A 23,782-nucleotide genomic window follows, 5' to 3' on the forward strand; every position below is an offset into this window, starting at 1 on the left:
TTATTTTTTAGCTTTGAATTCTGGAACTTCAATTTCACCGTCTGCAATTTGCTTAGTGTATTTTGCTACTTCGTCTAATACATCTTGTGGAATTGCTCCGCGCGAATCAGCAAGTGCAATACCTTCGTCAGCAAGACCGAAAGTTGTTACTTCACCGCCTGGGAATTCACCTTTAGCAGCTAATTCAGCTGTGTTTTTAACTGCAATATCAACGCGTTTAAGCATTGAAGTCAACGTTATGTTATCGTCGCCGATTTGTCCGTCTTCATACTGGTCAGAGTCAACACCGATTACCCAAACATACGCGTTTGGATCTGCTTTTTTACGTTCTTTTGCCTCAGCGAAAACGCCTGTACCTGAACCACCAGCTGCGTGGAAAATAATATCTACGCCTGTAGAATACATACGGTTCGCAAGTGCTTTACCTAGTTCAGCTTTGGCAAAATCGCCTGTATACTGAACATCAACTTTAAGTTCTGGCTTCACTGCAGCAACACCTGCAAGAAATCCAGCTTCAAAACGCTCGATTACTGGGATTTCCATACCGCCAACAAAACCAATTTTACCTGATTTCGTCATATGAGCAGCTGCAACACCCGCAAGGAATGAACCTTCTTGCTCTTTGAACATAAGACTTGCTATGTTTGGCAAATCAGAAACTTCATCAACAAGTGCAAATTTATTGTCTGGACGTTGTGTAGCCACTTCTTCAATAGACTCTTTCAATAAGTAGCCAATTCCGTAAATTAAATCGAAGTCACGTTGAACTAGTTTGTTTAAGTTTGGCATGTATTCAGCGTCTTCTTTTGACTGCAGATAGTCAAAGCCGCCATCGCCTTTTTCAAGATTGTTTTCTTTACCGTAATCCTGGATTCCTTTCCAAGCTGATGTGTTGAACGATTTGTCGTCCACACCGCCTGTGTCAGTTACCATTGCGATTGAAAAAGTATCTTCCTTCGGAGTGCTTGTAGAACCTTCCTTTTCTTTCGCTTTATCCGTTCCGCATGCACCAAGTAGTGTACCTGCTGCAAGAATCATTGATAAAACAAGACCAAATTTACGTTTGCTCATTTGTCGAACCCCCTGTTTTTATTATTATTATTATTATATAGTAGGACGCGTTAGCGTCTAATACCTGTTTCCAGAAAACATAAATGTTGAAAAGTACTAACTAACGCTCGGATGAAGTGGGGGACTTCTGCCAAATCAAGTTAAATCTTTTTCGAAGATTCAGTATCCCCATACCTCATTCCCAGTGATGCACTTCCTCGCGATTGCCTAATAACATAATAATGGTAGCTATAACTTCACACAAATCCATGAAGGCTGGATTACTCAAGCCTCCATGATTTTATTATTTAGTCGGATATTCAGGTACTTCGATTTCACCGTCAGCGATTTTTTTCGCAAACTCATCAACTTTTGCAAGGACATCATCTGGAATCGCACCATGTGAATCAGTAAGTGCCATTCCATCCTCAGCTAGACCGTAAGTTTTCACTTCGCCTCCTGGGAATTTACCGTCACGTGCAAGTTCCGAAATATTTTTCACGGCTACGTCTACGCGCTTGAGCATAGAAGTCAATGTGATGTTTTCATCGCCGACTTGTCCTTCTTCATATTGGTCAGAGTCAACACCTATGACCCAAACGGATGCGTTTTTATCAGCTGATTTACGTTCTTTTGCTTCAGAAAACACACCATTGCCTGTTGCGCCAGCAGCGTGGAATATAATATCTACACCTGAAGAATACATACGGTTCGCAACCGCTTTACCGAGTTCTGCTTTTCCAAAATCACCGGTATACTGAACGTCAACTGTAATGTCAGGGTTCACTGCTGCAACACCTGCTACGAAGCCCGCTTGGAATCGTTCAATAACCGGAATTTGCATTCCACCGGCGAAACCAATTTTGTTAGTTTTTGTCATTAGCGCAGCTGCAGCACCCGCTAGGAAGGCACCTTCTTGCTCTTTGAACATAATGCTGACCACATTCGGACTGTCAGCAATTTCATCGACAAGACCGAACATTGTTTCCGGATGCTGATCCGCAATTACTTCCATCGCATCTTTCAGAAGATAACCGATTCCGTATACAAGATTGAAGTCACGGCGGACAAGTCTGTTCAAGTTCGGCTCAAAATCAGCGTCGCCCTTAGATTCCAAGTAGTCGTAGCCGCCATCACCTCTCTCAAGGTTGTTTTCTTTGGCAAATTCTTGGATCCCTTTCCAAGCCGATTGGTTGAACGATTTATCATCAACACCGTTTGTGTCCGTAATCATTGCAATTGAAAAAGTATCTTCTTTTGCTCCTTGTTTAGAACCTGTGCCTTCGTTGTTCTTTGCTTTTTCCGTTCCACATGCACCAAGTATTGTACCGGCAGCAAGAACCATCGATAAAGCAAGACCAAATTTACGTTTGCTCACTTTTGGAACCTCCTCATTTTCTTCATATTAGTTAGGACGTACTAACGTCTTATACCCTTTTTCGCACAACATGAAAACTAAATTTATCGGCCCGGAAATAATTTTTCGAGTAGAGGACCATTTCGCCTTCCTCACTGTAATGGTGTTGCCGAAGGACAAGGAGTGGAACGTCGACGCCACACCTTAGTATGGACGAAGCTTCATCATCGTATCCAACTGGTTCAATGTGCGTCACAGCTTGAACGATATGAATTGTACCCGACTTTTCGATTGCATCGAATATGGAGTTATTCAATAATTCATCCGTATCTGACGAAAGATTTTTTGATAGAACCTGATCAACGCAATAAACGACCGGGTCGCCGTCCGCAGTCCTTACTCTTTTAATTGTAACTAGACGATCATCTTCACTGCATCCGAATTTCGCGATGCTTTCATCACATGGTGTCGTCTCTAAAACGTCCATAAAAATCGTTCCTGGCTCCATCCCCGCATCGCGAATCATAGAGGATACACTGGATAAATTTTCGATTCCAGATGAAAATAGTGGTTTTGGTTTAACGAACGTGCCAACGCCGTGTTTACGGACAATAACTTTATCCTCCTCTAACACACGAAGTGCCTCACGGAGTGTTGCACGGCTGACACCCAACGTACGAGCAAGTTCAAATTCTGAAGGGAACCGCTCATTCTCTTTGAATATACCTGATTCAATATCCTTTTTCAGCCGTTCAATCACCTGAACATATAGATGCCTTTGGTCCGCCTTTACCATCATTACATCTCCCCCCTTCAACGAGGTCAGACCTCTGATGTTAAACGTCACTACTAATCATCCATACTATATCACTTTCATCGTATAAAATAAAGAATACTTCAAAAAAATATTATCAATGTGTTCTTTTGATGCACTCAAATAGACCTATTCTGCCATTCTTTTTAGGAATGAATATCCGATTCATCCTTACTCATTAGCACTTGACGCGGTTTACTGCCTTCAGGTGGCCCTACAACTCCCCGCATCTCCATCTGATCTACAATGCGTGCCGCTCTCGAATAGCCGACCCTGAAACGACGCTGCAACAAGGAGACGGAAGCTGTCTGCATATCCGTCACAAGTTGTACTGCTTCATCGTAATAGTCATCCGTTTCTTCATGTGGTGCCACTTCTTCTATTTCTGTTGGAATCATCTCTTCTTGGTACTGGGCTTTTTGCTGGTCAATAACAAAATCGACGACTGCCTCAACTTCTGCATCCGTGACAAACGCACCTTGTATCCGGACCGGTTTTGCGACACCCGCTGGAAGGAACAGCATGTCACCTCTACCAAGTAGCTTTTCTGCACCACCGCCATCCAAAATCGTCCTTGAATCAATTGATGATGACACTGCGAATGCAATCCTAGATGGGATGTTCGCTTTAATGATTCCTGTAATAACGTCAACACTCGGCCGTTGTGTCGCAATGATCAAGTGAATCCCAGCAGCACGGGCCATTTGCGCAAGCCTTGTGATTGAATCTTCCACATCGCTGGACGCAACCATCATGAGATCCGCGAGCTCATCGACAATAACGACGATGTACGGCATACGTGGATGCTTTTCATCATTCTCTCCGTTCCAGACTTCGATATGGTCATTGTACCCTTCAATATTTCTAGTTCCCGTGTGAGAAAATAATTCGTAACGTCTTTCCATTTCAGAAACAACTTTCTTCAGCGCTTGAGATGCTTTCCGCGGATCAGTGACAACGGGGGCAAGCAAGTGTGGAACGCCGTTATAGACATTCAACTCAACCATTTTAGGATCAATCATCATCATTTTCACTTCATGCGGTTTTGCACGCATTAAAATACTGACAATAATGCCGTTGATACATACACTTTTACCGCTACCTGTTGAACCGGCTATCAGAACGTGCGGCATCTTATTCAATTCTGCCAGCATCGCCTGTCCTGTTACATCACGTCCAAGGGAGATCATTAATTTTGAATCCGGGCGATTATTCTCTTTTGCTTCAATTACTTCCCGCAGACTGACAACAGCAACCGAACTGTTCGGAACCTCGATTCCGATTGCAGACTTCCCTGGAATCGGTGCTTCAATACGAATTCCGCTTGCTGCAAGTGCAAGTGCGATGTCGTCAGCAAGGCTCACGATGCGGCTTACTTTAACCCCTGTATCCGGTAACACTTCATACTTCGTGACAGCTGGCCCAAGATGTACCTCAGTAACCTTCGCTTTCACGCCGAAACTAAGAAAAGTTCGTTCAAGCTTTTGCGCATTCGCCTGAATCGAATTGTATTCCTCTGATTGATCAATAATAGGCGTTTGTTTAAGTAATGACGGGGGAGGTAAGATGTACGATTCGTTCTCCTCTTCCCCTGTTACACCTGTATAAGCATTAACTTCTATGGTAACTTCCTGTTCATGTTCGTGTTGCTCCTCCACCACTGCCGCCTGCTCGTCCTGAATAGGCTTATCTATCCGTTCACTAAAGGCAGAAATAATTGGTTGGGACACAACCTCTTCGATTTCGGGCTGGATTGGAAGCGGATTTTGCACAGATTGTTCATCCGCTGATTCCGCTTTCTTCTTCGAGCGGGTCGTTCTTGATTCGCTCGAAGTCTTTTTAACTTGCGGTGTCTTTTTGGGAAATGAATCTTTCATCGACTTAAGTATTTTTGGGAATTGTTCGGCTATAAATGGGACAAATGCTTTTCCTGATATGAGAACAACACCAATTAAAAATAATAAAATTCCTGCAACCGTTGCCCCGGCCGAATCGAGCAGTGAATAGAACATTGCGTAAAGAATCGCCCCCGCCATTCCGCCCCCGAGCGCTCCACTTCTCGATGTGATCCCATCATTTATGACAAGTACTTTCCACGTTTCTTTTAGTGCTGAATCCGTCATAAGAACACGACTTTCATACAGTTCCTTGAACAAATGGACGTGGCTAAATAGCACGAAACTTGCCAAGATGAATAAAAATCCGCCCACAATACGGTTTTTCCAACCGCCCACTTTCTGTTTAATCATAAACATGAGTGCCTGAACAATAAGTAGGAGTGGGATTGCAACATGCCAGTTGCCGAAAATAAATCGAGACAAAGAAGAGAGGCCCCTCCCAACAATCCCGTATTCAAAGATGATGATGATGGCAAGGCCAATCATCACCAAGCCCATCACTTCATAGATCAAAGGTTGCAACCCGGATGACTTCTTTTTTTGCGCGGTCGATTTTTTCTTCTTCTTTCCTGATTTCCGTGACATATTCTTACGTTACCTCCTTTTTACAAAAAAGGGTTTCCCGCCGGTCAGACGGCAAGGAAACCCTTTGTAGCTTTATTATCGATTCTATACACCTTGAAAATGAAGATTTCATTCTACCCGCTTCGGCTACCCCATGTAAGGTGCCTTCGCTTAGTTTATATAGGTAGTCATTATTCAACATAATATAGTTGTAGTATTAGTATTCCATAATTATTGGAATAATCATTGGTCTTCTTTTCGTTTGTTGATACAAATACGAACTTAGTGTATCGCGTATCTCTTGTTTAATGTTTGTCCATTCGAACGTCTCTTTATTCACATACTTCTCAACAATTTTTCTGACAAGGTTTGCAGACTCTTCAAGAAGCTCTTCGGATTCGCGTACATAAACGAATCCACGAGAGACTATTTCCGGTCCTGCTGCGATGCGTTTCTGTTTACGGTTTAGAGTGACAACGACTGTAAAGATCCCATCCTGTGACAGGAGTTTACGATCACGGAGTACAATATTTCCAACGTCCCCTACGCCAATGCCGTCAATCAGAATATTACCTGCTTGAACACGTCCACTCATGCGCATCTTACTATTTTTATATTCGACAATGTCGCCTTTGTCTGCAATAAATATTTGTGATTTTTGAAGCCCTGTCTCTTGTGCAAGCTTGGAATGCGCAATAAGCATCCGATACTCGCCTTGGATTGGGATGAAATAGCTAGGTTGCATCAAGTTGAGCATTAGTTTCAAATCTTCAGAACTACCATGCCCGGATACGTGGACATTCTTACTTGAAGTAAGAACATTTGCGCCAGCTTTTGCAAGATCATTCATCGTCTGGAACATCGAAACTTCCATTCCTGGTGATGGTGTGAACGTAATAAGAACTGTATCTGTTTCTTTGATACGTAGGTCTCTATGCTGTTTACGGACAATTTTCTCAAGCGCATCAAGCGGCTCGCCTTGGTTACCCGTCACGATAATGACAACTTTGTCATCGTCATACTTCTCGATTTCTTTTACCGGAATGACAATGTCATCGTCAACAGTTAAATAACCGAGCTTCAAGCCGACTTCGAAGTAACTTTCTAGACTTTTCCCAACGACTGCCACTTTTTTACCTGTTTCCAATGCCGTATCGAATACTTGCTGAATACGGATAAAATTCGACGCATAAAGTGCGACTAGAATTCTACCTTCTGCTCCGTGGAACGTTTTAGATAGACTTTTTTCGATAACCGACTCAGATGTCGTGTAACCCGGACGTTCTGCTTCGGAAGAATCCGACATAAGGATGAAGACGCCTTCTTCACCAAGTGCCGCCATTTTCGCAATGTCAGGGCGATACTTTCCTTTAGCAGACTGATCGAATTTAAATTCTCCTGTATGCACAATTGCCCCTTCACTCGTGTGGAATACGATTCCCAGTGAATCTGGTATGCTGTGTGTCGTATGGAAGAATGTTACGTACGTCCCTTTGAAATTCATGCGACTTTTGTTCGTCACTTCAAAAAACTTAACGTTCTGGGGTGCCGGCATTTCTTTCAAATGTTCTTTTGCCAGTGCGATTGTCAACTTAGAACCATAGACAGGCGCCTGTACTTTTTGCAGAAGATAGGAAATCGAGCCGATTGCATCTTCATGACCATGTGTCAGGAAGATTCCTTTTACGCGGTCTTTATTTTCTTCGATATAACTTATATCTGGAATGACGATGTCAATTCCAAGCATTTCTCCTTCAGGGAACATAAGCCCCGCGTCAACGATGAACAGTTCGTCATCAACTTCGACCACATACATTGCTTTCCCGATTTCTCCAACTCCACCGAGTGGAATAATTCTAATTAGTTCATTTTTAGTTTTTGTCACTTTGTTTCCTCCTATTAATAATTCCCGTCCATAACGACTATATTTCATTATACGGGACTGAAGCTATCTGTACAAACAAAAAAAGCCGGTAATTGATACCGGCCCCGATTAATTAAAAATATGAAGGTTTTTTCTATAGTTTTCCCAGACTTTATCAAAGTGTTCATCCTTGCCTTCAAGCCCGACCAGCGGCAGTCTGACTCCCCCAGTTTCGACGCCTAGTTTTTTTAGCGCGTATTTAACCATTACTGGATTGGGTGCGGTAAAAATTGCCCGAAATAAAGGTAGCAACGCTCTATGCATCGCACCGGCTTGTTCTGTCCGCCCATCTTTGAAGGCAGCAATCATCTGTTGCATTTCATTACCCGCAACGTGTGAGGCAACGGATACGATACCTTTTCCGCCTATTGCAAAGGTCGGTAACGCCAATGAGTCGTCTCCGCTATAGACAGAAAACCCGTCATCCGTCCCTGAAATAATATCAACCATCTGATCCAGGCTGCCACTCGCTTCTTTTACCGCACGGATATTTGTTATTTTCGATAAAGCGATGAGCGTTTCAGGAAGCATGTTGACGGCTGATCGCCCCGGAATATTATACAACATCACCGGCAAGCTAGTTTCTCCTGCAACTAGCGAGAAGTGGGCGTACATTCCTTTTTGGTCGGGTTTATTGTAATAAGGTGCGACGAGCATAATACCATCAGCCCCTACCCGTTCCGCCATCCGTGTCAGCTTGATGGTTTCCTTTGTAGAAAATGTCCCTGTCCCTGCAATGACTGGTATTCGTTTATTTACTGCTTTTATCGTGAACGTAAAAAGTGCTTCCTTCTCTTCGACGGAAAGTGTAGGAGATTCACCTGTCGTACCACAGACAACCAACGAATCGCTGCCATTCGCGATCAGGTGTTCAATCAGTTTTGCGGTTTTGTCGTAATCAATGTCTCCCGTTGCTGAAAATGGTGTGACCATTGCCGTCGATACGCGTCCAAGTTCCATAATTATCAGCCCTTTACTTTTGTTTGTTAATTAAGCAGCGTTTCTGCGATTTGCACCGAATTGAGTGCTGCTCCTTTTAGGAGATTGTCCGATACAATCCACAAATGGAATCCCGCTGGGTGTTCTGGGTCTTTTCGAATACGGCCTACAAACACTTCGTCTTTACCTTCTGCAAATAATGGCATCGGATACAATTGTTTAGATGGATTGTCTTGGACGACGACACCTGGTGCATTTTCTAATAAGTTTTGAAGTACTTCTACAGTAACTCCTTCTGTACCTATTTCAATATAAACCGACTCAGAATGGCCCGTAACAACAGGAAGACGTACACATGTCGCCGACACGGACAATTTCTGATCGCCAAATATTTTTTTTGTTTCATTCATCATTTTTAGTTCCTCAAGTGTATAGCCTGAAGGATCGAAGGCATCAATTTGAGGGATTGCATTGAAAGCGATTGGATAATGCCGTTCTGCTGAAGCTGACGGTAAAATAGTCGCTTCCGTTTTCGAACGGTTTTCAAACTGTAAACTTTGACTTTCTAATTCATTAATCGCTTCAGAACCGGCACCTGAAACGGCTTGATACGTTGACACAATGATTCGATCCAAGCCGAACTTGTCACGAATCGGTTGGAGCGCAGTCACCATTTGAATCGTCGAACAGTTTGGGTTGGCGATGATTCCTGTATGTCCGCTTAAAGCTCCAGCGTTCACTTCAGGAACAACTAACGGAATGTTTTCCATCATCCGGAATGCGCTCGTATTATCAATAACGACCGCTCCTCTTTTGACTGCTTCATGTGCAAACTTTTCTGAAATAGATCCACCCGCACTGAAAAATGCGATGTCAATGCCTTCGAATGATTCTGGAACCGTTTCTTCAACAATATAGTTTTGGCCACCTGCCGTAATTTCTGTACCGGCAGATCGCTTAGAGGCTAGCAGCTTAATTGATTGGACCGGAAAATTACGTTCAAGTAATTTTTCAAGAATTTTTGTACCGACAGCTCCCGTAGCACCGACTATTGCAACATTAACCTTTTTCATCTTTATCTCCCTTTCAGCTTATACGGATGCATAAATAATCAGGACATGCATGTTTTATACTGTTTTTCAAATTGTTGCAAAAAACAGCATGATTAGCACAATTACTTCTGTCCCTTACATCGTTAGCAGTTCATTGGAGGAATTATATCATATATCCGATTATTCTGCCCTGTATTTTTATATTTTGTCGTGAATAATTAATAACGGTTGTAGTTGTCTTTTTTCGAGGGCAGCAGCTGCCGCAGGTACCATGAGTGTGAAATCGGAGATAAGTGAGTTTGGTTTTTTCAACGGATCGTCCTGTCCGAACGGGATAAAAAAGACGTTTTTCATATTGAGCAGTTTCATTAGATTCATTGCATTTAGACCAAGTGCATCGTTTGTTGAAATACCGATGAGCACTGGGCTTTCATTTCGTAGCGTGGCTTTGGCAGCCATTAAGACAGGTGAATCTGTTGCTGCATTAGCAAATCTACTCATGGAATTCCCAGTCATCGGTGCAATAATCATACAATCGACAGGCGTTTTCGGACCGAATGGCTCAGCTCCAACAATTGTAGCTATTACTTTTTCACCAGTTGCAGCTTCTATTCGTGCAATCCATTCTTCCCCAGTTCCGAAACGCGTTGCGGCTGTCAAAACAGAGTGAGTGATAACGGGTACAACGGTTGCTCCCGCGTCTTTTAGTGCATCAATAGTCGGTATGATTGCCTCATACGTACAATGTGACGCCGTAATTCCAAGGCCTATCCTCTTTCCCTTTAGCATCGTGTTCCCCTTTCATCTTCTATACATTCTCTCGAGCGCATCCGCCAAAGCGACTGCTGCATCTACAGGAAAGTGCTTTCCCGGTAATCCGAGGAGTACTGTATAGTATTCAGATGAAAGCTGCGCCTTTAGGCAGCCCGGGGCTGATGCAAGGTCGTAAATGTGCACACTAGGGTTCTGAGGTGCAGCAAGCCATTTTACGGGAATCGTGTTGATCAGCGTTCCCTCTTCCATGGCCCACTCATCCGTTAGACGTTCAATCTTATATCCATGGTAACTAGCTTCGCCGAGCTGATCATCGGACCTGGCAACGACTGTCACAACGGCCCCTAAAGACGCCAATGCGTGCGCTGTCGCCTTGCCAACCCTACCAAAACCCGCTATGGAGAAATGCCCCCCTGAAATACACCGTTTAGTGCGTGCATAGTATTCATGAATGAATCCCTCGGCAGTCAGCTTCGCATTTTGCCAGATGAATTGCTCTTCTTGCGTATAAGAATGGAGTGACAATCCTGCCTCTCTTAAAGGCCTCAACCACTGTTCCGATGCAATGCCTGTATAGAGTTCCACTCCTTCTTCTAGCAATAAAGGAGGAATTGCGTTTTTCATTTGTAAAATCGGGAAAACAATTTGCCTTGGCGAATATTTCACGATTTCTTCACCAAGTTCATCCGTATAATGATCGGTTCCAATGTGGCGAGTGGCAAATCCTCTTTCAAACATTATGTCTCCGCAAGCCGCCAATCTGCTGTCCGTTCCTATGAATAGCCAGTTATTATCTTTCATCGCTAGCCAACTCATCCATACTATGCGTTTTTCCAAACAAAATTCGATGTTCTCCAATCAAGACAATTTCATGCCAAGGTATGAATTCATCCGAAGCTTCTTGACGGTTCTTGAATGAAAAACGACCGAATTTCTTCTTTATTTCAAATCCGATAATATCCCCTGTTCTCCCGTTAAAAATAAGGTCGGTATCCGCCAAAAAACCATAGCGGACCCCGTCCTCAACTTGAATAAGCTCTTTCTGAGCAAGTTCTGAAAGTAGCATCGTCATTCCCCTTTCCTACGTCTCCATCCATCATATGAGATGAACACGGGAAAACTGACTAACGCTATAAAGTTAATCTTAAACAGTGGGGGGCTTTATCCCCCACTGTTTATTAGTTTAACCATTCGGGCTTTTACGGGCAGTTGCCCCCCACTTATTCTACTTGTGTCCTCGAAGACTTGGAGTGGGGGCTTACTGCCCGTTAATGCGGGAGCAATCAACTCATAAATTCTTTTAGAACATCCTTTGGCGCAATGATCGATGTTGCCCGTTGCCCACTAAAGATGTCGTTTGCCATTCTATAAACCTGACTTAATTCGACATTGTCGATAAGAGCTACGACTTCATCAACTGATTTATGCTCCTCTAAAATGAGTTCATTTTTACCGTTTCGGTGCATCCTTGCTTCTGAACTTTCAAGACCTAGTAGGAACCCACCTTTTAACTGCTCTTTCGCATTATGCAATTCGTTTTCTGTAACGCCGTCTTCCAATATTGACTGAATCACTTCATCAATCGTATCGGATAATTCCCTCAAATTCTCAGGAGATGTTCCGCCGTATATCATGAATGCGCCCGTCGTCTTATACGCCGAGTAATAGGAATGAATTGAGTAGGCCAAACCGCGTTCTTCACGTACTTCCTGAAATAGACGTGAAGACATCGAGCCGCCTATAATACTATCCAACACAATCAACTCAGGGATTCGTTTATCGTCCACAGTAAGCCCATTAAAGCCAAGGCAGATATGGGCTTGTTCAATATCTTTTTCTTTCAGCGTACTGCCACCGTGAAATGCAGGTAACGTTACTGGTGACGCCTGTTCAATCTTTTCTTCCTGTTTGAATGAACCGAATTGAACTTCAATCAGCTGTATTAATCGATCATCATAGTTGCCCGCCACGGAAATAACAATCCGTTCTGGTGTGTACTTTCGCCCCATAAAGTCATTGATCATTTTGCGGTCGAACGTATTGATTGTTGATTCATCACCCAGTACCGGTTTACCAATCGGTTGTTCGGGATACATAACGCTCCACAACCGTTCATCTACATCGTCATCCGGTGCATCTTCGACTGCCGCAATTTCATCAAGGACAATCGATTTTTCTTTCGCAATTTCTGCTTCATCAAACTTCGAGTTGAAAAACATATCTGCTAAGATTGATAGCGCACGAGGCGCCTGATGTCCAAGTACTGTCGTGTAATAACAAGTCATTTCTTTTGATGTGAAGGCGTTAACATCTCCTCCAATCCGGTCAAATTCCTCTGCTATCGTGCGCGCACTTCGCGACGGTGTTCCTTTAAAAAGCATATGTTCAATAAAATGAGCGATACCCGCTTCTGATTCCATCTCGTCTCCTGAACCTGCACCGACCCATATCCCTAGTGCTACCGAGCGTACATGCGGCATTTTTTCATGGACGATTCTGACGCCATTTCGGCATACATGTGTTTCTATCATTCATTGAATCCCCCTTTTAAACTCTATTCTATTTTATTTATTATATTTGATTAAAGAAGAAAAAGCCCTCATCTTCACTTGAAGAGGGGGCTTTCCATTCTAGTGCTGTATGTCGATTCAGCTATTCGCTTTTTCAGCTGCTTCTTTTTCTTCAAGAATGACAATTTTTCTAGACAGGTTAACGCGTCCTTGGTTATCAACTTCAGTTACTTTTACGAACATTTCATCGCCCATTTTCAAGACATCTTCAACCACTTTTGTCCGCTCTTCTGCAATTTCAGAAACGTGGAGTAGTCCGTCTTTACCTGGGAATAGTTCAAGGAATGCACCGAATTTCTCAATGCGTTTCACTTTCGCCATATAGTATTCGCCAACTTTTGCTTCGCGAACGATATTCTCAATCATCGCTTTCGCTTTGGCATTCATTTCATTATTTGGAGAAGAGATATAAATCGTACCATCTTGTTCCGTATCGATTTTAACGCTTGTCTCTTCGATGATTTTATTAATCACTTTTCCGCCAGGCCCAATTACGTCACGAATCTTGTCTGGGTTGATTTTGATCATGATAATCTTCGGAGCGAATTCCGAAAGCTCAGTACGTGGGGCACCGATAGCCGTAATCATATGATCCAAGATTTTCAAGCGACCGACTTTTGCTTGCGCCAATGCTTCTTCCAAGATTTGACGAGAAAGACCATCGATTTTAATGTCCATTTGAAGGGCAGTAATTCCTTTTTCAGTACCTGCCACTTTGAAGTCCATATCGCCGAGATGGTCTTCCATCCCTTGAATATCGGAAAGGACTGAGTAGTTATCCCCTTTTTTCACAAGTCCCATTGCAATTCCTGCAACCGGCGCTTTCAGTGGAACACCTGCATCCATCATCGCCATTGTTGACGCACAGATAGAAGCCTGTGAAGAAGAACCGTTCGATTCAAGTACTTCCGCTACCAAACGCAGTGTATACGGGAAATCCGTTTCATTCGGAAGGACAGCTAAAAGTGCACGTTCACCAAGTGCTCCGTGACCGATTTCGCGACGACCCGGTCCACGAATCGGACCTGTTTCACCGACGCTGAAGTTCGGGAAATTATAATGATGCATGAAACGTTTTGATTCTTCTAGGCCAAGACCATCGATGATTTGTACTTCACCAAGTGCCCCAAGTGTACAAACGCTAAGTGCTTGTGTTTGCCCACGTGTAAAGAGACCTGATCCGTGTGTGCGTGGCAAAATGCCAACTTCAGAAGCAAGTGGACGAATTTCGTCAAGACCACGACCGTCTGGACGGATTTTTTCATCCGTAATCAAGCGACGGACTTCTTCTTTAACAAGTTGATCCAGCACGCCTTTTACTTGTTTCATCGTCGCGTCGTCCGCTTCGTTTTCTTTGTAGCGTTCGATTACTTCGTCTTTCACTGCATTGATAGCGTCCTCACGCGCATGCTTTTCCTGTGTTTGAATAGCATTGATAAGGTCTGTTTCACAGCTATTTTTTATGTCCGTTAAGATCACTTCATCCAATTGGAACAATTTCACTTCCGTTTTGGCTTTACCGACTTCGGCAATAATTTTCTCTTGGAATTCAATCAATTTAATGATTTCACCATGTCCGAACATGATTGCTTCTAGAACGGTGTCTTCAGCAACTTCCTTAGCACCGGCTTCAACCATATTGATCGCATCTTTTGTTCCTGCAACAACAAGGTCAAGATCACTCTTCTCTAGTTGTGCCGGTGTTGGATTGACGATGAATTTGCCGTCAATAAGACCAATTTGAATACCTGCAATCGGTCCTTCAAACGGAATATCAGAAACAGACAATGCTAGAGAAGAACCAAGCATTGCAGCCATTTCAGATGAGCAGTCCTGGTCGACTGACATAACAAGTGAGATAACTTGTACATCATTACGGAATCCGTCTGCAAATAAAGGACGAATCGGACGGTCAATCAGACGGCTCGTTAATACAGCCTTATCAGATGGACGTCCTTCACGTTTAAGGAAGCCACCTGGAATTTTTCCAACTGCATACATACGCTCTTCATAGTTCACCGTAAGTGGGAAGAAATCTAACCCCCGTGAATTTTTTGAAGCCGTTGCTGTAGAAAGTACTGTTGTATCTCCGTAACGGACAAGTACTGCTCCGTTCGCCTGTTTAGCAAGTTGCCCCGTTTCAATTGTCAACGGTCGTCCTGCCCAATCAAGTGTATAAACTTTTTTCTCTGTCATAAATTGAACCCCTCTCCATATTCCAGCCTGAACTGTATACGTGTATGTATTAGTAGTAGTGTAAGTGATAGCGCTCAGTGAACACAAGTTTTTATCATCATTTAACCGTCATCATGGCACATTTGTATAGTATACCACTTTTTTGTAGTTTCTAGTATAGAACGGGGGTAATTAATGAGGTTTTGATTTTTTTAGAAGAATAGAACATGTCGAAATGCATTGTGTCAGCTGCTGGCACCACACACTGAACAGAAAAGGCTACACCAAACACTCTCTAAAGACGTAAAGAACATAAAGATTCCACTCAACTCGCTTCGGCTACCCCTGTAAGGCGCCTGCGCTGAATGTTCACATTTCCAATCAGTAGCCGCACACAAAACTACCCAGTACAGAACCAAAAAATACACGGTGCCAGTTACTGACACCACACAATGAATAGGAAAGACCACTCCAAACAACTAAAATAAACGCACAAAAAAAAGCGGGCACAAGGCCCACTTTCTGTAGTCATCTTATTAACGGCGAAGGCCGAGTTTAGCAATAAGATCACGGTAACGCTGAACTTCATTGTCTCGTAAGTATCTCAAAAGTCTTTTACGAGTTCCGATCATTTTGTAAAGACCACGACGTGAGTGGTTGTCTTTCTTATGAAGACGGAAATGTTCTGTCAGGTTATTGATCTCTTCTGTAAGGACAGCGATTTGTACATCTGCTGATCCAGTATCAGTATCATGAATTTTGTATTCACTGATCAATTCATTTTTACGTTCTTGTGTGATAGCCATCTTCTTCACCTCCAATAGTAAGATATCCCCGGTTCCCGAGCAAGCGTTGGTGATTCGCGATGCCAAGGAATGGTTTGTGCACATTGGCACGTATTTATAGTACCATGCCTATTTTCGAAATGCAACAATCATCCACGTGCTCCTAGAATCTCTTGTGCGTTATTTTTGTCTTTGGCAATTTGTTCGATAAGTAGATCAATGGAACCGAATTTTTGCTCATCGCGGATATGTCCAATCCAGTCTACAGATACTTCTTTGCCATAGAGATCTCCGGAAAAATCGAGAACATGCACCTCAACGACGCCCTGCCTTTCACTTGGATCATGGAACGTCGGTTTCACGCCGACATTGCATACACCATCATATATTTTTTCATCCACAGTGAAACGCACTGCATAGACACCATTTGCCGGCAACACCGCGCTACTCTCTGGCATAACGTTGGCAGTCGGGAATCCGAGTAGCCTTCCTCTTTTCTCACCGTCAACAACCACGCCAACCGTCCGAAAAGGTCTGCCAAGAAGTAATTCCGTCTCTTCAACATTGCCTTTAGACAAAAGCTTACGAATCCGTGTTGATGAAATCTTTTGCTCATTATCCGTCACTTTTTTGATTACAGTTGTACCGAATGTTCCGCCCGACAAAGCAGCCATCTGTTCCATAGTGCCTGCACCCTTCGAACCGAATGTAAAATCAAACCCTGCAGTGACATGCAAAACATGTAGTTCTTTCAAGAATACATCGACAAATTGCTTAGGCGACAGCGAAGCAAGCGCCCAGTCGAACGTCACGATAAACAAAGCATCGATGCCCATCGAACGAAGCAGCCTAACTTTTTCTGGATACTGCGTAATATAGCCTACCTTATTTTTATCATCACCAAATAGATGTGAGGGATGCGGATCGAATGTCATAACAGCAGAACGGATACCAAGTTCTTCGGCCTTTCTTTTCGCTCCGTTAATCACCGACTGATGACCTTTATGCAAGCCGTCAAAGAATCCGATTGCAAGGGAATAATGCGCATCATTATCAATCGTAACTTTTCCTGGGTAATGCAATTTGTAGATGTCCATTGTAATCTCCCCTTACCTGTTCAACGGAAACATCTTTTCAGGCTTCATGAGACCAAGCTTGGTAGGATGCTTCCTGTATACTGCAAGTGCCTTGCCTTCATTCATAAATACGATTGCCTCTTCACTTTCAAGCAGTGGATGCTCAGGCAGCACTTGTCCATTCTCTACTTTTTCAAGGAGCTCTTCAGTTATTTCAAGGGCCGCAAAATCATTTAGTGCATCTTCAAGCGGACGAAGTATCGTTGCAATTCGGCCTTCTTCCTGAAGTGCCCTTACTTCATCTAGCGTCCGGCAGTCTGCCTGCACGTAAGTTCCTGACGATGTACGGACTAATGCCGCCATATGCGCAGGGAAACCCAGCAGCTCCCCAATCTGGACAGCAAGCGTGCGGATATACGTTCCTTTGCCGCAAGCAACTCGAATGCGGAACGAAACTGTTTCACCTTCATACCATTGTACAGGGTCCAACAATTCGATTTCATGAATGAACACTTTTCGTTCAGGTCTTTCAACTTCAATCCCTTTTCGGGCGTATTCATATAACTTTCTACCATTCACTTTTACAGCAGAATACATCGGTGGAATTTGGATAATTTCGCCTGTCAATTTGGCGAGTACTGCTTCAATTTCCGTTCGCGTAATATGTTTTGGTGATAAATCCGAAGCTACAACTGCTCCATCTGCATCTTCCGTTTCAGTCGCAGTCCCAATGGACACAACTGCTATATATTCCTTGCCGGAATCTGTTACATATTCAGCGACCTTCGTTGCCTGTCCGATACAAATCGGCAATACGCCCTCTACACTTGGATCAAGTGTACCGGTATGTCCCACTTTTTTCGTACCTAGAATCTTCCGCAATTTGAATACACAATCATGCGAAGTCATTCCTTTTTCCTTCCACAAGGGAAGTATTCCATTCATACACGCCACCGCCTTCACAATTGTCGCTATATGTAAAAAGAAGAAGCCGGAAAGTCCTTGTGGACACCGACTTCCTCCTTTCTTCAATCATTTATTCTTTGACTTCTTCTTCGTTTTTCACCTGTTTAAGAAGTGATTCAATCCGAGTTCCGTATGCAACGGAACTATCGAATTCGAACTTAATTTCGGGTGTTATTCGAAGCCTGATCCGCTTGCCGATTTCAGTACGAATATATCCTTTCGCCTGATTCAGCCCTCTCAGCGTATCTTTCTTTTCCGACTCTTTTCCGAGAACAGAAATGTAAATTGTGGCATGCTGAAGATCACCAGTCACCTCGACATCGGTTACTGTAACAAAACCGATACGTGGATCTTTAATTTTTTGACCGATGATTTCACCAAGCTCTTTTTTCATCTGCTCTGCAACACGATTAGCGCGCATTGTCATGGATGGTCACCCCAATCCCGTTTTAATAATAGTCGAGCGTCAGGTTGGACAATTCCCACTCTGGATTTGACTCCAAAAGTCGGATTGCCCGCCTAACTTCACGCTCAGCTGCATCTTTTGATGAGGCAACAGCAACAAGAGCGATTGTTGTTCGTTGCCATAGATCCTGATGATCTAGTTCTGAGATGGAGACATTATAATCATTTTTGACTCTGTCCGTCATCCGTTTTAAAACAGACCGCTTCTCTTTCAATGAAGCCGCCTCCGGAATGAAGAATGAACATTCCGCGTAGACAATCATACTCGTTTAATTTCTTCCATGATGAAGGCTTCGATAACGTCGCCTACATGGATATCATCAAAGTTTTTGATTGTAATTCCACATTCATAGCCTTTAGCTACTTCTTTTGCATCGTCTTTAAAGCGTTTCAATGTATCTATTTCGCCTTCGAAGATGACGATGTTGTCGCGAACGATACGAACGCTTGAATCACGCGTAATTTTACCGCTTGTTACATAGCTTCCCGCAATCGTTCCGATTTTAGACACTTTAATTGTTTCGCGTACTTCAACTTGTCCGATAACTTTTTCTTCGTATTCAGGATCAAGCATACCCTTCATTGCCAATTCGATTTCTTCAATCACTTTATAGATGACACGGTGTTGTCTGATTTCAACGCCTTCTTCTTCCGCCGCGCGTTTCGCGTTGACGTCTGGACGAACGTTGAATCCAATAACGATGGCATTTGATGCAGCAGCAAGTGAAATATCAGATTCATTAATCGCACCAGCACCTGTATGGATGATTTTAACGTTAACGCCTTCAACTTCAATTTTCATGAGTGAAGATGCCATCGCTTCAACCGTACCTTGTACGTCTGCTTTGACGATTAAGTTCAATTCTTTGATTTCGCCTTGTTTCATATGATCAAACAAGTTATCAAGTGTTACACGTGTTTTCTCAACGCGTTGATCTTGCAGCGCTTCACCGGCTCTAGTTTCCCCGATTTGGCGTGCTGTTTTCTCATCTTCAAAGACAACAAAACGATCTCCAGCTTGAGGTACATCGCTTAACCCTGTAATTTCAATCGGTGTAGATGGGCCAGCTTCTTTCACGCGGCGTCCAATGTCGCTTACCATCGCACGTACGCGACCATATGTGTTACCAACTACGATTGGATCTCCTACACGAAGCGTTCCGTCTTGAACAAGAAGCGTTGCAACAGCACCGCGACCTTTATCAAGAGAAGCTTCAATGACACTTCCGCGTGCGCGGATGTTCGGATCAGCTTTCAGTTCAGCGACTTCAGCAACAAGAAGAACCATTTCAATCAACTGGTCAATTCCTTCGCCTTTTAATGCTGAGATTGGTACGAAAATTGCATCTCCGCCCCATGCTTCAGCAACAAGTCCTTGGTCTGTTAATTCTTGCATAACACGGTCTGGATTTGCAGAAGGCTTATCCATCTTATTCACTGCAACGATAATCGGAACATCAGCCGCTTTTGCATGGTTGATGGCTTCGATTGTTTGTGGCATAACACCATCATCCGCTGCAACAACAAGAATCGTAATATCAGTCACTTTCGCACCGCGTGCACGCATCGTTGTAAACGCAGCGTGACCTGGTGTATCAAGGAATGTTATTTTCTTGCCTTTTTCTTCGATTTGGTAAGCACCAATATGCTGAGTGATACCGCCCGCTTCGCCTTGTGTAACTTTCGTATTACGAATCGAGTCTAGAAGTGTCGTTTTACCGTGGTCAACATGCCCCATGATTGTAACGACTGGAGGACGTTCAATTGAAGCAATAGCTGTTTCCTCATGCTCCTCAAAGTACGTTTCAAGATCAGTTACGTCGATACGAATTTCTTCTTCTACTTCAACTTCATAATCTGCGCAGATGAGTTCAATCGCATCTTTGTCTAATTCTTGGTTGATTGTTGCCATGATACCAAGCATGAAGAGTTTTTTGATGATGCCAGACGGTTCACGGCCTAGTTTGTTCGCTAGTTCAGCAACAGACAGTGATTCGTAAAAAGTGATTTTTTCCGGTAACGGTTTTTCCACTTTTGGAATTGGGTTCGCTGGACGATATCTTCTGCGACCTTGGTTTATACCGCGTGCTGGTGGACGTCCACCGCGACCGCCACCTGGACGACCTCCTGGACCTCCGCCACTTGGGCGACCGCCTTGTCCGCTTGGTGCACCTTGTGCTGGACGATTGCCGCCCGTTGAACCTTGCGCTGGACGGTTGCCGCCTGTTGAGCCTTGCGCTGGGCGATTACCGCTTGTTGAACCTTGTGCTGGGCGATTGCCGCCTGTTGAGCTTTGCGCTGGGCGATTGCCGCCTGTTGAGCCTTGTGCTGGGCGATTGCCGCCTGTTGAGCCTTGCGCTGGGCGATTGCCGCCTGTTGAACCTTGCGCTGGGCGATTGCCGCCTGTTGAACCTTGTGCTGGGCGAGTACCGCCTGTTGAGCCTTGTGATGGGCGATTGCCGCCTGTTGAGCCTTGTGATGGGCGAGTACCGCCTGTTGAGCCTTGCGCTGGGCGATTGCCGCCTGTCGAACCTTGTGATTGATTTGGAGCCATTTTTTGTTCAGCACCCTTCGTTTCTACTTTTGGCGCACTTTGTTTAGTGACATTGCCACTGAATTTACTATTCAGTTTTGTAATTGAATCATTATCCAATGTAGACATATGATTTGTGACACTTACATTTATCTTTCCAAGCTCATCAATAACTTCTTTACTCGTCCGATTCACTTGTTTCGCGTATTCGTGTACCCGTATTTTCGTCATTAGTCCACCCCCGGTTATATTCGTTGAGCAGCCCGGACACTTTTTTAGCAAAACCATTGTCCGTTAGCGCAAGTACGACCCGCGACTCTTTTCCAACTGCATGTCCAAGCTCTTCTCGATTCCCAAAAACATGCTTCTCAACGTTGTAAAACGTACTTTTATCTGTTAATTTTTTCATCGTATTTTTTGATGCGTCCTCTGAAATAATCACAAGACGCGCTTTGCCGGCACGAATCTCCCGAACAACCAAATCTTCACCCATAATAAGCATTCTTGCCCGCGCCGCCATGCCAAGCATTTGATAAATCTTTTTCGGATCTGTCATTTTAATGCCTCCCGGCGGATTGCGTGGAGAAGATCCTCGAATACCTGTTCAGGTACGGCCGTCCCAAGTTGACTTTCAATCGATCTGTTACGGCGCGCGGATTCAACTGCTTCTTCGGATTTTGACACATATGTCCCTCGGCCTGACTTCTTGCCAGTGAGATCGACTGAAACTTCCCCTTCTTTCGGGCGAACAATGCGGATCATTTCCTTTTTAGGAAACATATTGCCTGTCGCCGCACATTTACGCAGAGGAATTTTTTTCATGTTTGTCATGTGTACTCATCCTTCCTCTCAGTCTTCGTTTTCCGTATCCGTATACAGATCAATTGTTTCAGTTCCAATGGCTTCTGTAACTTCATCTTCAACGAAGTATGGATCGCTTTCGTTCGCGTCTTCATCCAATTGGACTTGTTCTATGATTAACGCACTAGTTGCTGACGGATAAATCCCAAGTTCCCGTGCATCCGTTTCGCTCTTAATGTCGATTTTCCAACCAGTCATCTTGGCAGCAAGTCTAGCGTTCTGACCACGTTTTCCGATAGCAAGTGACAATTGATAGTCAGGTACAACAACCGTTGTTGATCGATCTTCTTCATTCACCTGAACGTCAATTACTTTTGACGGGCTCAGTGCATTTGCAACGAATATAGCTGGATCCTCTGACCATTCGACGATATCGATTTTCTCGCCATTCAGTTCATTTGATATTGATTGAACGCGGGCACCTCTTGCACCTACACATGAACCGACCGGATCTACTGCATCATTATTCGTATGAACTGAAATTTTAGAACGATCTCCCGCTTCTCGTGCAATCGATTTTATTTCAACGATGCCTTCAAAGATTTCAGGAACCTCAACTTCAAACAGCCTGCGGAGAAGGCCAGGATGTGTTCTAGATACGAACACTTGCGGTCCACGTGATGTACGTTCAACTTTTGTAATATATACTTTGATACGATCATGGGGTTTATACGTTTCTGTCGGAATCTGTTCCCCTACCGGTAAAACAGCTTCGACTTTCCCAAGACCTACATACAAATTTCGTGCGTCAAGACGTTCAACAATACCGTTGACGATATCATCTTCCCTGTCGACGTACTCTTCATAGATGATGCCACGTTCCGCTTCCCTCACACGCTGCGTAACAACTTGCTTCGCAGTTTGTGCTGCAACACGACCAAAATCGCGAGGCGTCACTTCTTCTTCAACAACATCCTCCAGTTCATAAGATGGGTTGATTTTATGTGCATCTTCAAGACTGATTTGCAGACGCTCATCTTCGACTTCTTCGACAACGTCTTTTCTTGAATACACTTTCATCGTTCCTTTATCAAGGTTCAAATCAACGCGCACATTTTGTGCCTGATTAAAATTGCGTTTATATGCGGTTACAAGTGCTGCTTCGATTGCTTCTACTAATACGTCCCTAGAAATGCCTTTTTGCTTTTCTAGGGCTGTCAATGCATCGAGTAGATCACTACTCATGTTAATCACTCCTACTATTCAATTATGCGGAAAAGTCGATTGCCAAACGGGCAAGTGCGATTTTATCCTGGCCGATTACAACCGTTAATTTTCTCGTCTTAATGCGCATTTCAACTTCTGCTCCCTCAGGACCATATGCCAACAAATAACCTTCGAACTCTTTCATATCATTAATGGCTTCGTACGTTTTAATGAATACGAACTGTCCAATTGCTTTTTGAAAATCTTCTTCCTTCTTCAACGGACGCTCTGCACCTGGTGAAGACACTTCAAGAAAATAGTTTTGCGGAATTGGGTCAGTACGGTCAAGCTCTTCACTTAACTTTTCACTAACTTGAGAGCACTGATCAATATCGATGTTTCCGTTAGGTGTATCGATATAGACCCGTAAAAACCAGTCTCTTCCTTCTTTAACGAACTCTACATCGACAAGTTCCAATTCTAGTTCCTCAACAATTGAACTGGCGATTTTTGCGACTTCTTCCGTAATATTACTCATCTTAGCCCTCCCGAAATATTAATCAAATACGCCTCTGCGTATTTGCGCCCAGATTAAGTAGATTAATTTCACTACAAAATCCGTGGCATCCGCCGGAGGCTCTAATTTCACTTGATGAGAGCCTGAACTCCTACCAAATAAAATTAAAAAACAGTACAGAACAACAGAAAAGAGCGGGAAATCCCACTCTTTTTGCGCAAGACTATTACAAAAGTTGTTCCCATCATACCATACGATATTTGCTGGTGCAAACAAACCGAACAAGAAGGTTCGGTTTGATGTTATAATTCTCGCT

The 23,782-nt window shown here is 43.7% G+C and carries 22 protein-coding genes; all 22 read right to left on the minus strand.

All coding sequences use genetic code 11. The features are described from left to right. The gene (locus H2672_RS10070) at positions 1-1,071 is read right to left on the minus strand and encodes a BMP family lipoprotein (protein ID WP_186671191.1); all 1,071 of its coding nucleotides are present in this window, start codon (positions 1,069-1,071) and stop codon (positions 1-3) included. A 283-nt stretch (positions 1,072-1,354) separates the two neighbouring features. After that, positions 1,355-2,428, minus strand: coding sequence for a BMP family lipoprotein (locus tag H2672_RS10075; RefSeq protein ID WP_186671192.1), 1,074 nt, complete (start codon positions 2,426-2,428; stop codon positions 1,355-1,357). Between the two features lie 49 nt (positions 2,429-2,477). After that, positions 2,478-3,206 carry a GntR family transcriptional regulator gene (locus H2672_RS10080; RefSeq protein ID WP_186671193.1) on the minus strand — a complete coding sequence of 243 codons (729 nt, stop codon included), beginning with the start codon at positions 3,204-3,206 and terminating at the stop codon, positions 2,478-2,480. A gap of 161 nt (positions 3,207-3,367) precedes the next feature. After that, the gene (locus H2672_RS10085) at positions 3,368-5,704 is read right to left on the minus strand and encodes an FtsK/SpoIIIE family DNA translocase (RefSeq protein ID WP_186671194.1); all 2,337 of its coding nucleotides are present in this window, start codon (positions 5,702-5,704) and stop codon (positions 3,368-3,370) included. Between the two features lie 196 nt (positions 5,705-5,900). Then, the gene (locus tag H2672_RS10090; RefSeq protein ID WP_186671195.1) at positions 5,901-7,568 is read right to left on the minus strand and encodes a ribonuclease J; all 1,668 of its coding nucleotides are present in this window, start codon (positions 7,566-7,568) and stop codon (positions 5,901-5,903) included. A 108-nt stretch (positions 7,569-7,676) separates the two neighbouring features. Then, complete coding sequence (gene dapA, locus H2672_RS10095) at positions 7,677-8,567, minus strand: 4-hydroxy-tetrahydrodipicolinate synthase (protein ID WP_186671196.1); 891 nt, start codon at positions 8,565-8,567, stop codon at positions 7,677-7,679. 26 nt (positions 8,568-8,593) lie between these two features. Beyond that, positions 8,594-9,619 (minus strand): aspartate-semialdehyde dehydrogenase, encoded by a 1,026-nt coding sequence (locus H2672_RS10100; protein ID WP_186671197.1) that lies wholly within the window; start codon positions 9,617-9,619, stop codon positions 8,594-8,596. Between the two features lie 177 nt (positions 9,620-9,796). Next, on the minus strand, positions 9,797-10,387 hold the full coding sequence (locus H2672_RS10105) for a dipicolinate synthase subunit B (RefSeq protein ID WP_186671198.1): 591 nt from the start codon (positions 10,385-10,387) through the stop codon (positions 9,797-9,799). A gap of 12 nt (positions 10,388-10,399) precedes the next feature. Continuing rightward, entirely contained in the window at positions 10,400-11,173 is a 774-nt protein-coding gene (locus H2672_RS10110) for a dipicolinate synthase (protein WP_186671199.1), read from the minus strand. Continuing rightward, positions 11,163-11,438 (minus strand): YlmC/YmxH family sporulation protein, encoded by a 276-nt coding sequence (locus tag H2672_RS10115; protein WP_186671200.1) that lies wholly within the window; start codon positions 11,436-11,438, stop codon positions 11,163-11,165. Before H2672_RS10115 ends, H2672_RS10110 begins: the two co-directional genes overlap by 11 nt. A gap of 217 nt (positions 11,439-11,655) precedes the next feature. Beyond that, positions 11,656-12,903 (minus strand): M16 family metallopeptidase, encoded by a 1,248-nt coding sequence (locus tag H2672_RS10120; protein WP_186671201.1) that lies wholly within the window; start codon positions 12,901-12,903, stop codon positions 11,656-11,658. A gap of 117 nt (positions 12,904-13,020) precedes the next feature. Beyond that, entirely contained in the window at positions 13,021-15,138 is a 2,118-nt protein-coding gene (gene pnp / locus H2672_RS10125) for a polyribonucleotide nucleotidyltransferase (protein WP_186671202.1), read from the minus strand. 515 nt (positions 15,139-15,653) lie between these two features. Continuing rightward, positions 15,654-15,923 carry a 30S ribosomal protein S15 gene (gene rpsO, locus H2672_RS10130; protein ID WP_067211137.1) on the minus strand — a complete coding sequence of 90 codons (270 nt, stop codon included), beginning with the start codon at positions 15,921-15,923 and terminating at the stop codon, positions 15,654-15,656. A gap of 128 nt (positions 15,924-16,051) precedes the next feature. After that, the gene (locus H2672_RS10135; RefSeq protein ID WP_186671203.1) at positions 16,052-16,999 is read right to left on the minus strand and encodes a bifunctional riboflavin kinase/FAD synthetase; all 948 of its coding nucleotides are present in this window, start codon (positions 16,997-16,999) and stop codon (positions 16,052-16,054) included. A gap of 12 nt (positions 17,000-17,011) precedes the next feature. Next, positions 17,012-17,923: a tRNA pseudouridine(55) synthase TruB gene (gene truB, locus H2672_RS10140; RefSeq protein ID WP_186671204.1), complete on the minus strand. Its 912-nt coding sequence runs from the start codon at positions 17,921-17,923 to the stop codon at positions 17,012-17,014. 91 nt (positions 17,924-18,014) lie between these two features. Beyond that, positions 18,015-18,371, minus strand: coding sequence for a 30S ribosome-binding factor RbfA (gene rbfA / locus H2672_RS10145; RefSeq protein WP_186671205.1), 357 nt, complete (start codon positions 18,369-18,371; stop codon positions 18,015-18,017). A gap of 22 nt (positions 18,372-18,393) precedes the next feature. Further along, positions 18,394-18,672 carry a DUF503 domain-containing protein gene (locus H2672_RS10150; protein ID WP_067211147.1) on the minus strand — a complete coding sequence of 93 codons (279 nt, stop codon included), beginning with the start codon at positions 18,670-18,672 and terminating at the stop codon, positions 18,394-18,396. After that, positions 18,669-21,173, minus strand: coding sequence for a translation initiation factor IF-2 (infB, locus tag H2672_RS10155; RefSeq protein ID WP_186671206.1), 2,505 nt, complete (start codon positions 21,171-21,173; stop codon positions 18,669-18,671). The genes H2672_RS10150 and infB overlap by 4 nt, the downstream gene beginning before the upstream one ends. Further along, on the minus strand, positions 21,121-21,498 hold the full coding sequence (locus tag H2672_RS10160; RefSeq protein WP_186671207.1) for a YlxQ family RNA-binding protein: 378 nt from the start codon (positions 21,496-21,498) through the stop codon (positions 21,121-21,123). Before H2672_RS10160 ends, infB begins: the two co-directional genes overlap by 53 nt. After that, the gene (gene rnpM / locus H2672_RS10165; RefSeq protein ID WP_067211155.1) at positions 21,495-21,773 is read right to left on the minus strand and encodes an RNase P modulator RnpM; all 279 of its coding nucleotides are present in this window, start codon (positions 21,771-21,773) and stop codon (positions 21,495-21,497) included. Before rnpM ends, H2672_RS10160 begins: the two co-directional genes overlap by 4 nt. Before the next feature lie 18 nt (positions 21,774-21,791). Further along, entirely contained in the window at positions 21,792-22,988 is a 1,197-nt protein-coding gene (gene nusA, locus H2672_RS10170; protein ID WP_186671208.1) for a transcription termination factor NusA, read from the minus strand. Between the two features lie 22 nt (positions 22,989-23,010). Further along, positions 23,011-23,487: a ribosome maturation factor RimP gene (gene rimP, locus H2672_RS10175; protein ID WP_186671209.1), complete on the minus strand. Its 477-nt coding sequence runs from the start codon at positions 23,485-23,487 to the stop codon at positions 23,011-23,013. Positions 23,488-23,782: the final 295 nt, after the last annotated feature.

The sequence above is a fragment of the Sporosarcina sp. BP05 genome, from assembly GCF_014282005.1.
In the GTDB taxonomy this organism is placed as follows: domain Bacteria; phylum Bacillota; class Bacilli; order Bacillales_A; family Planococcaceae; genus Sporosarcina.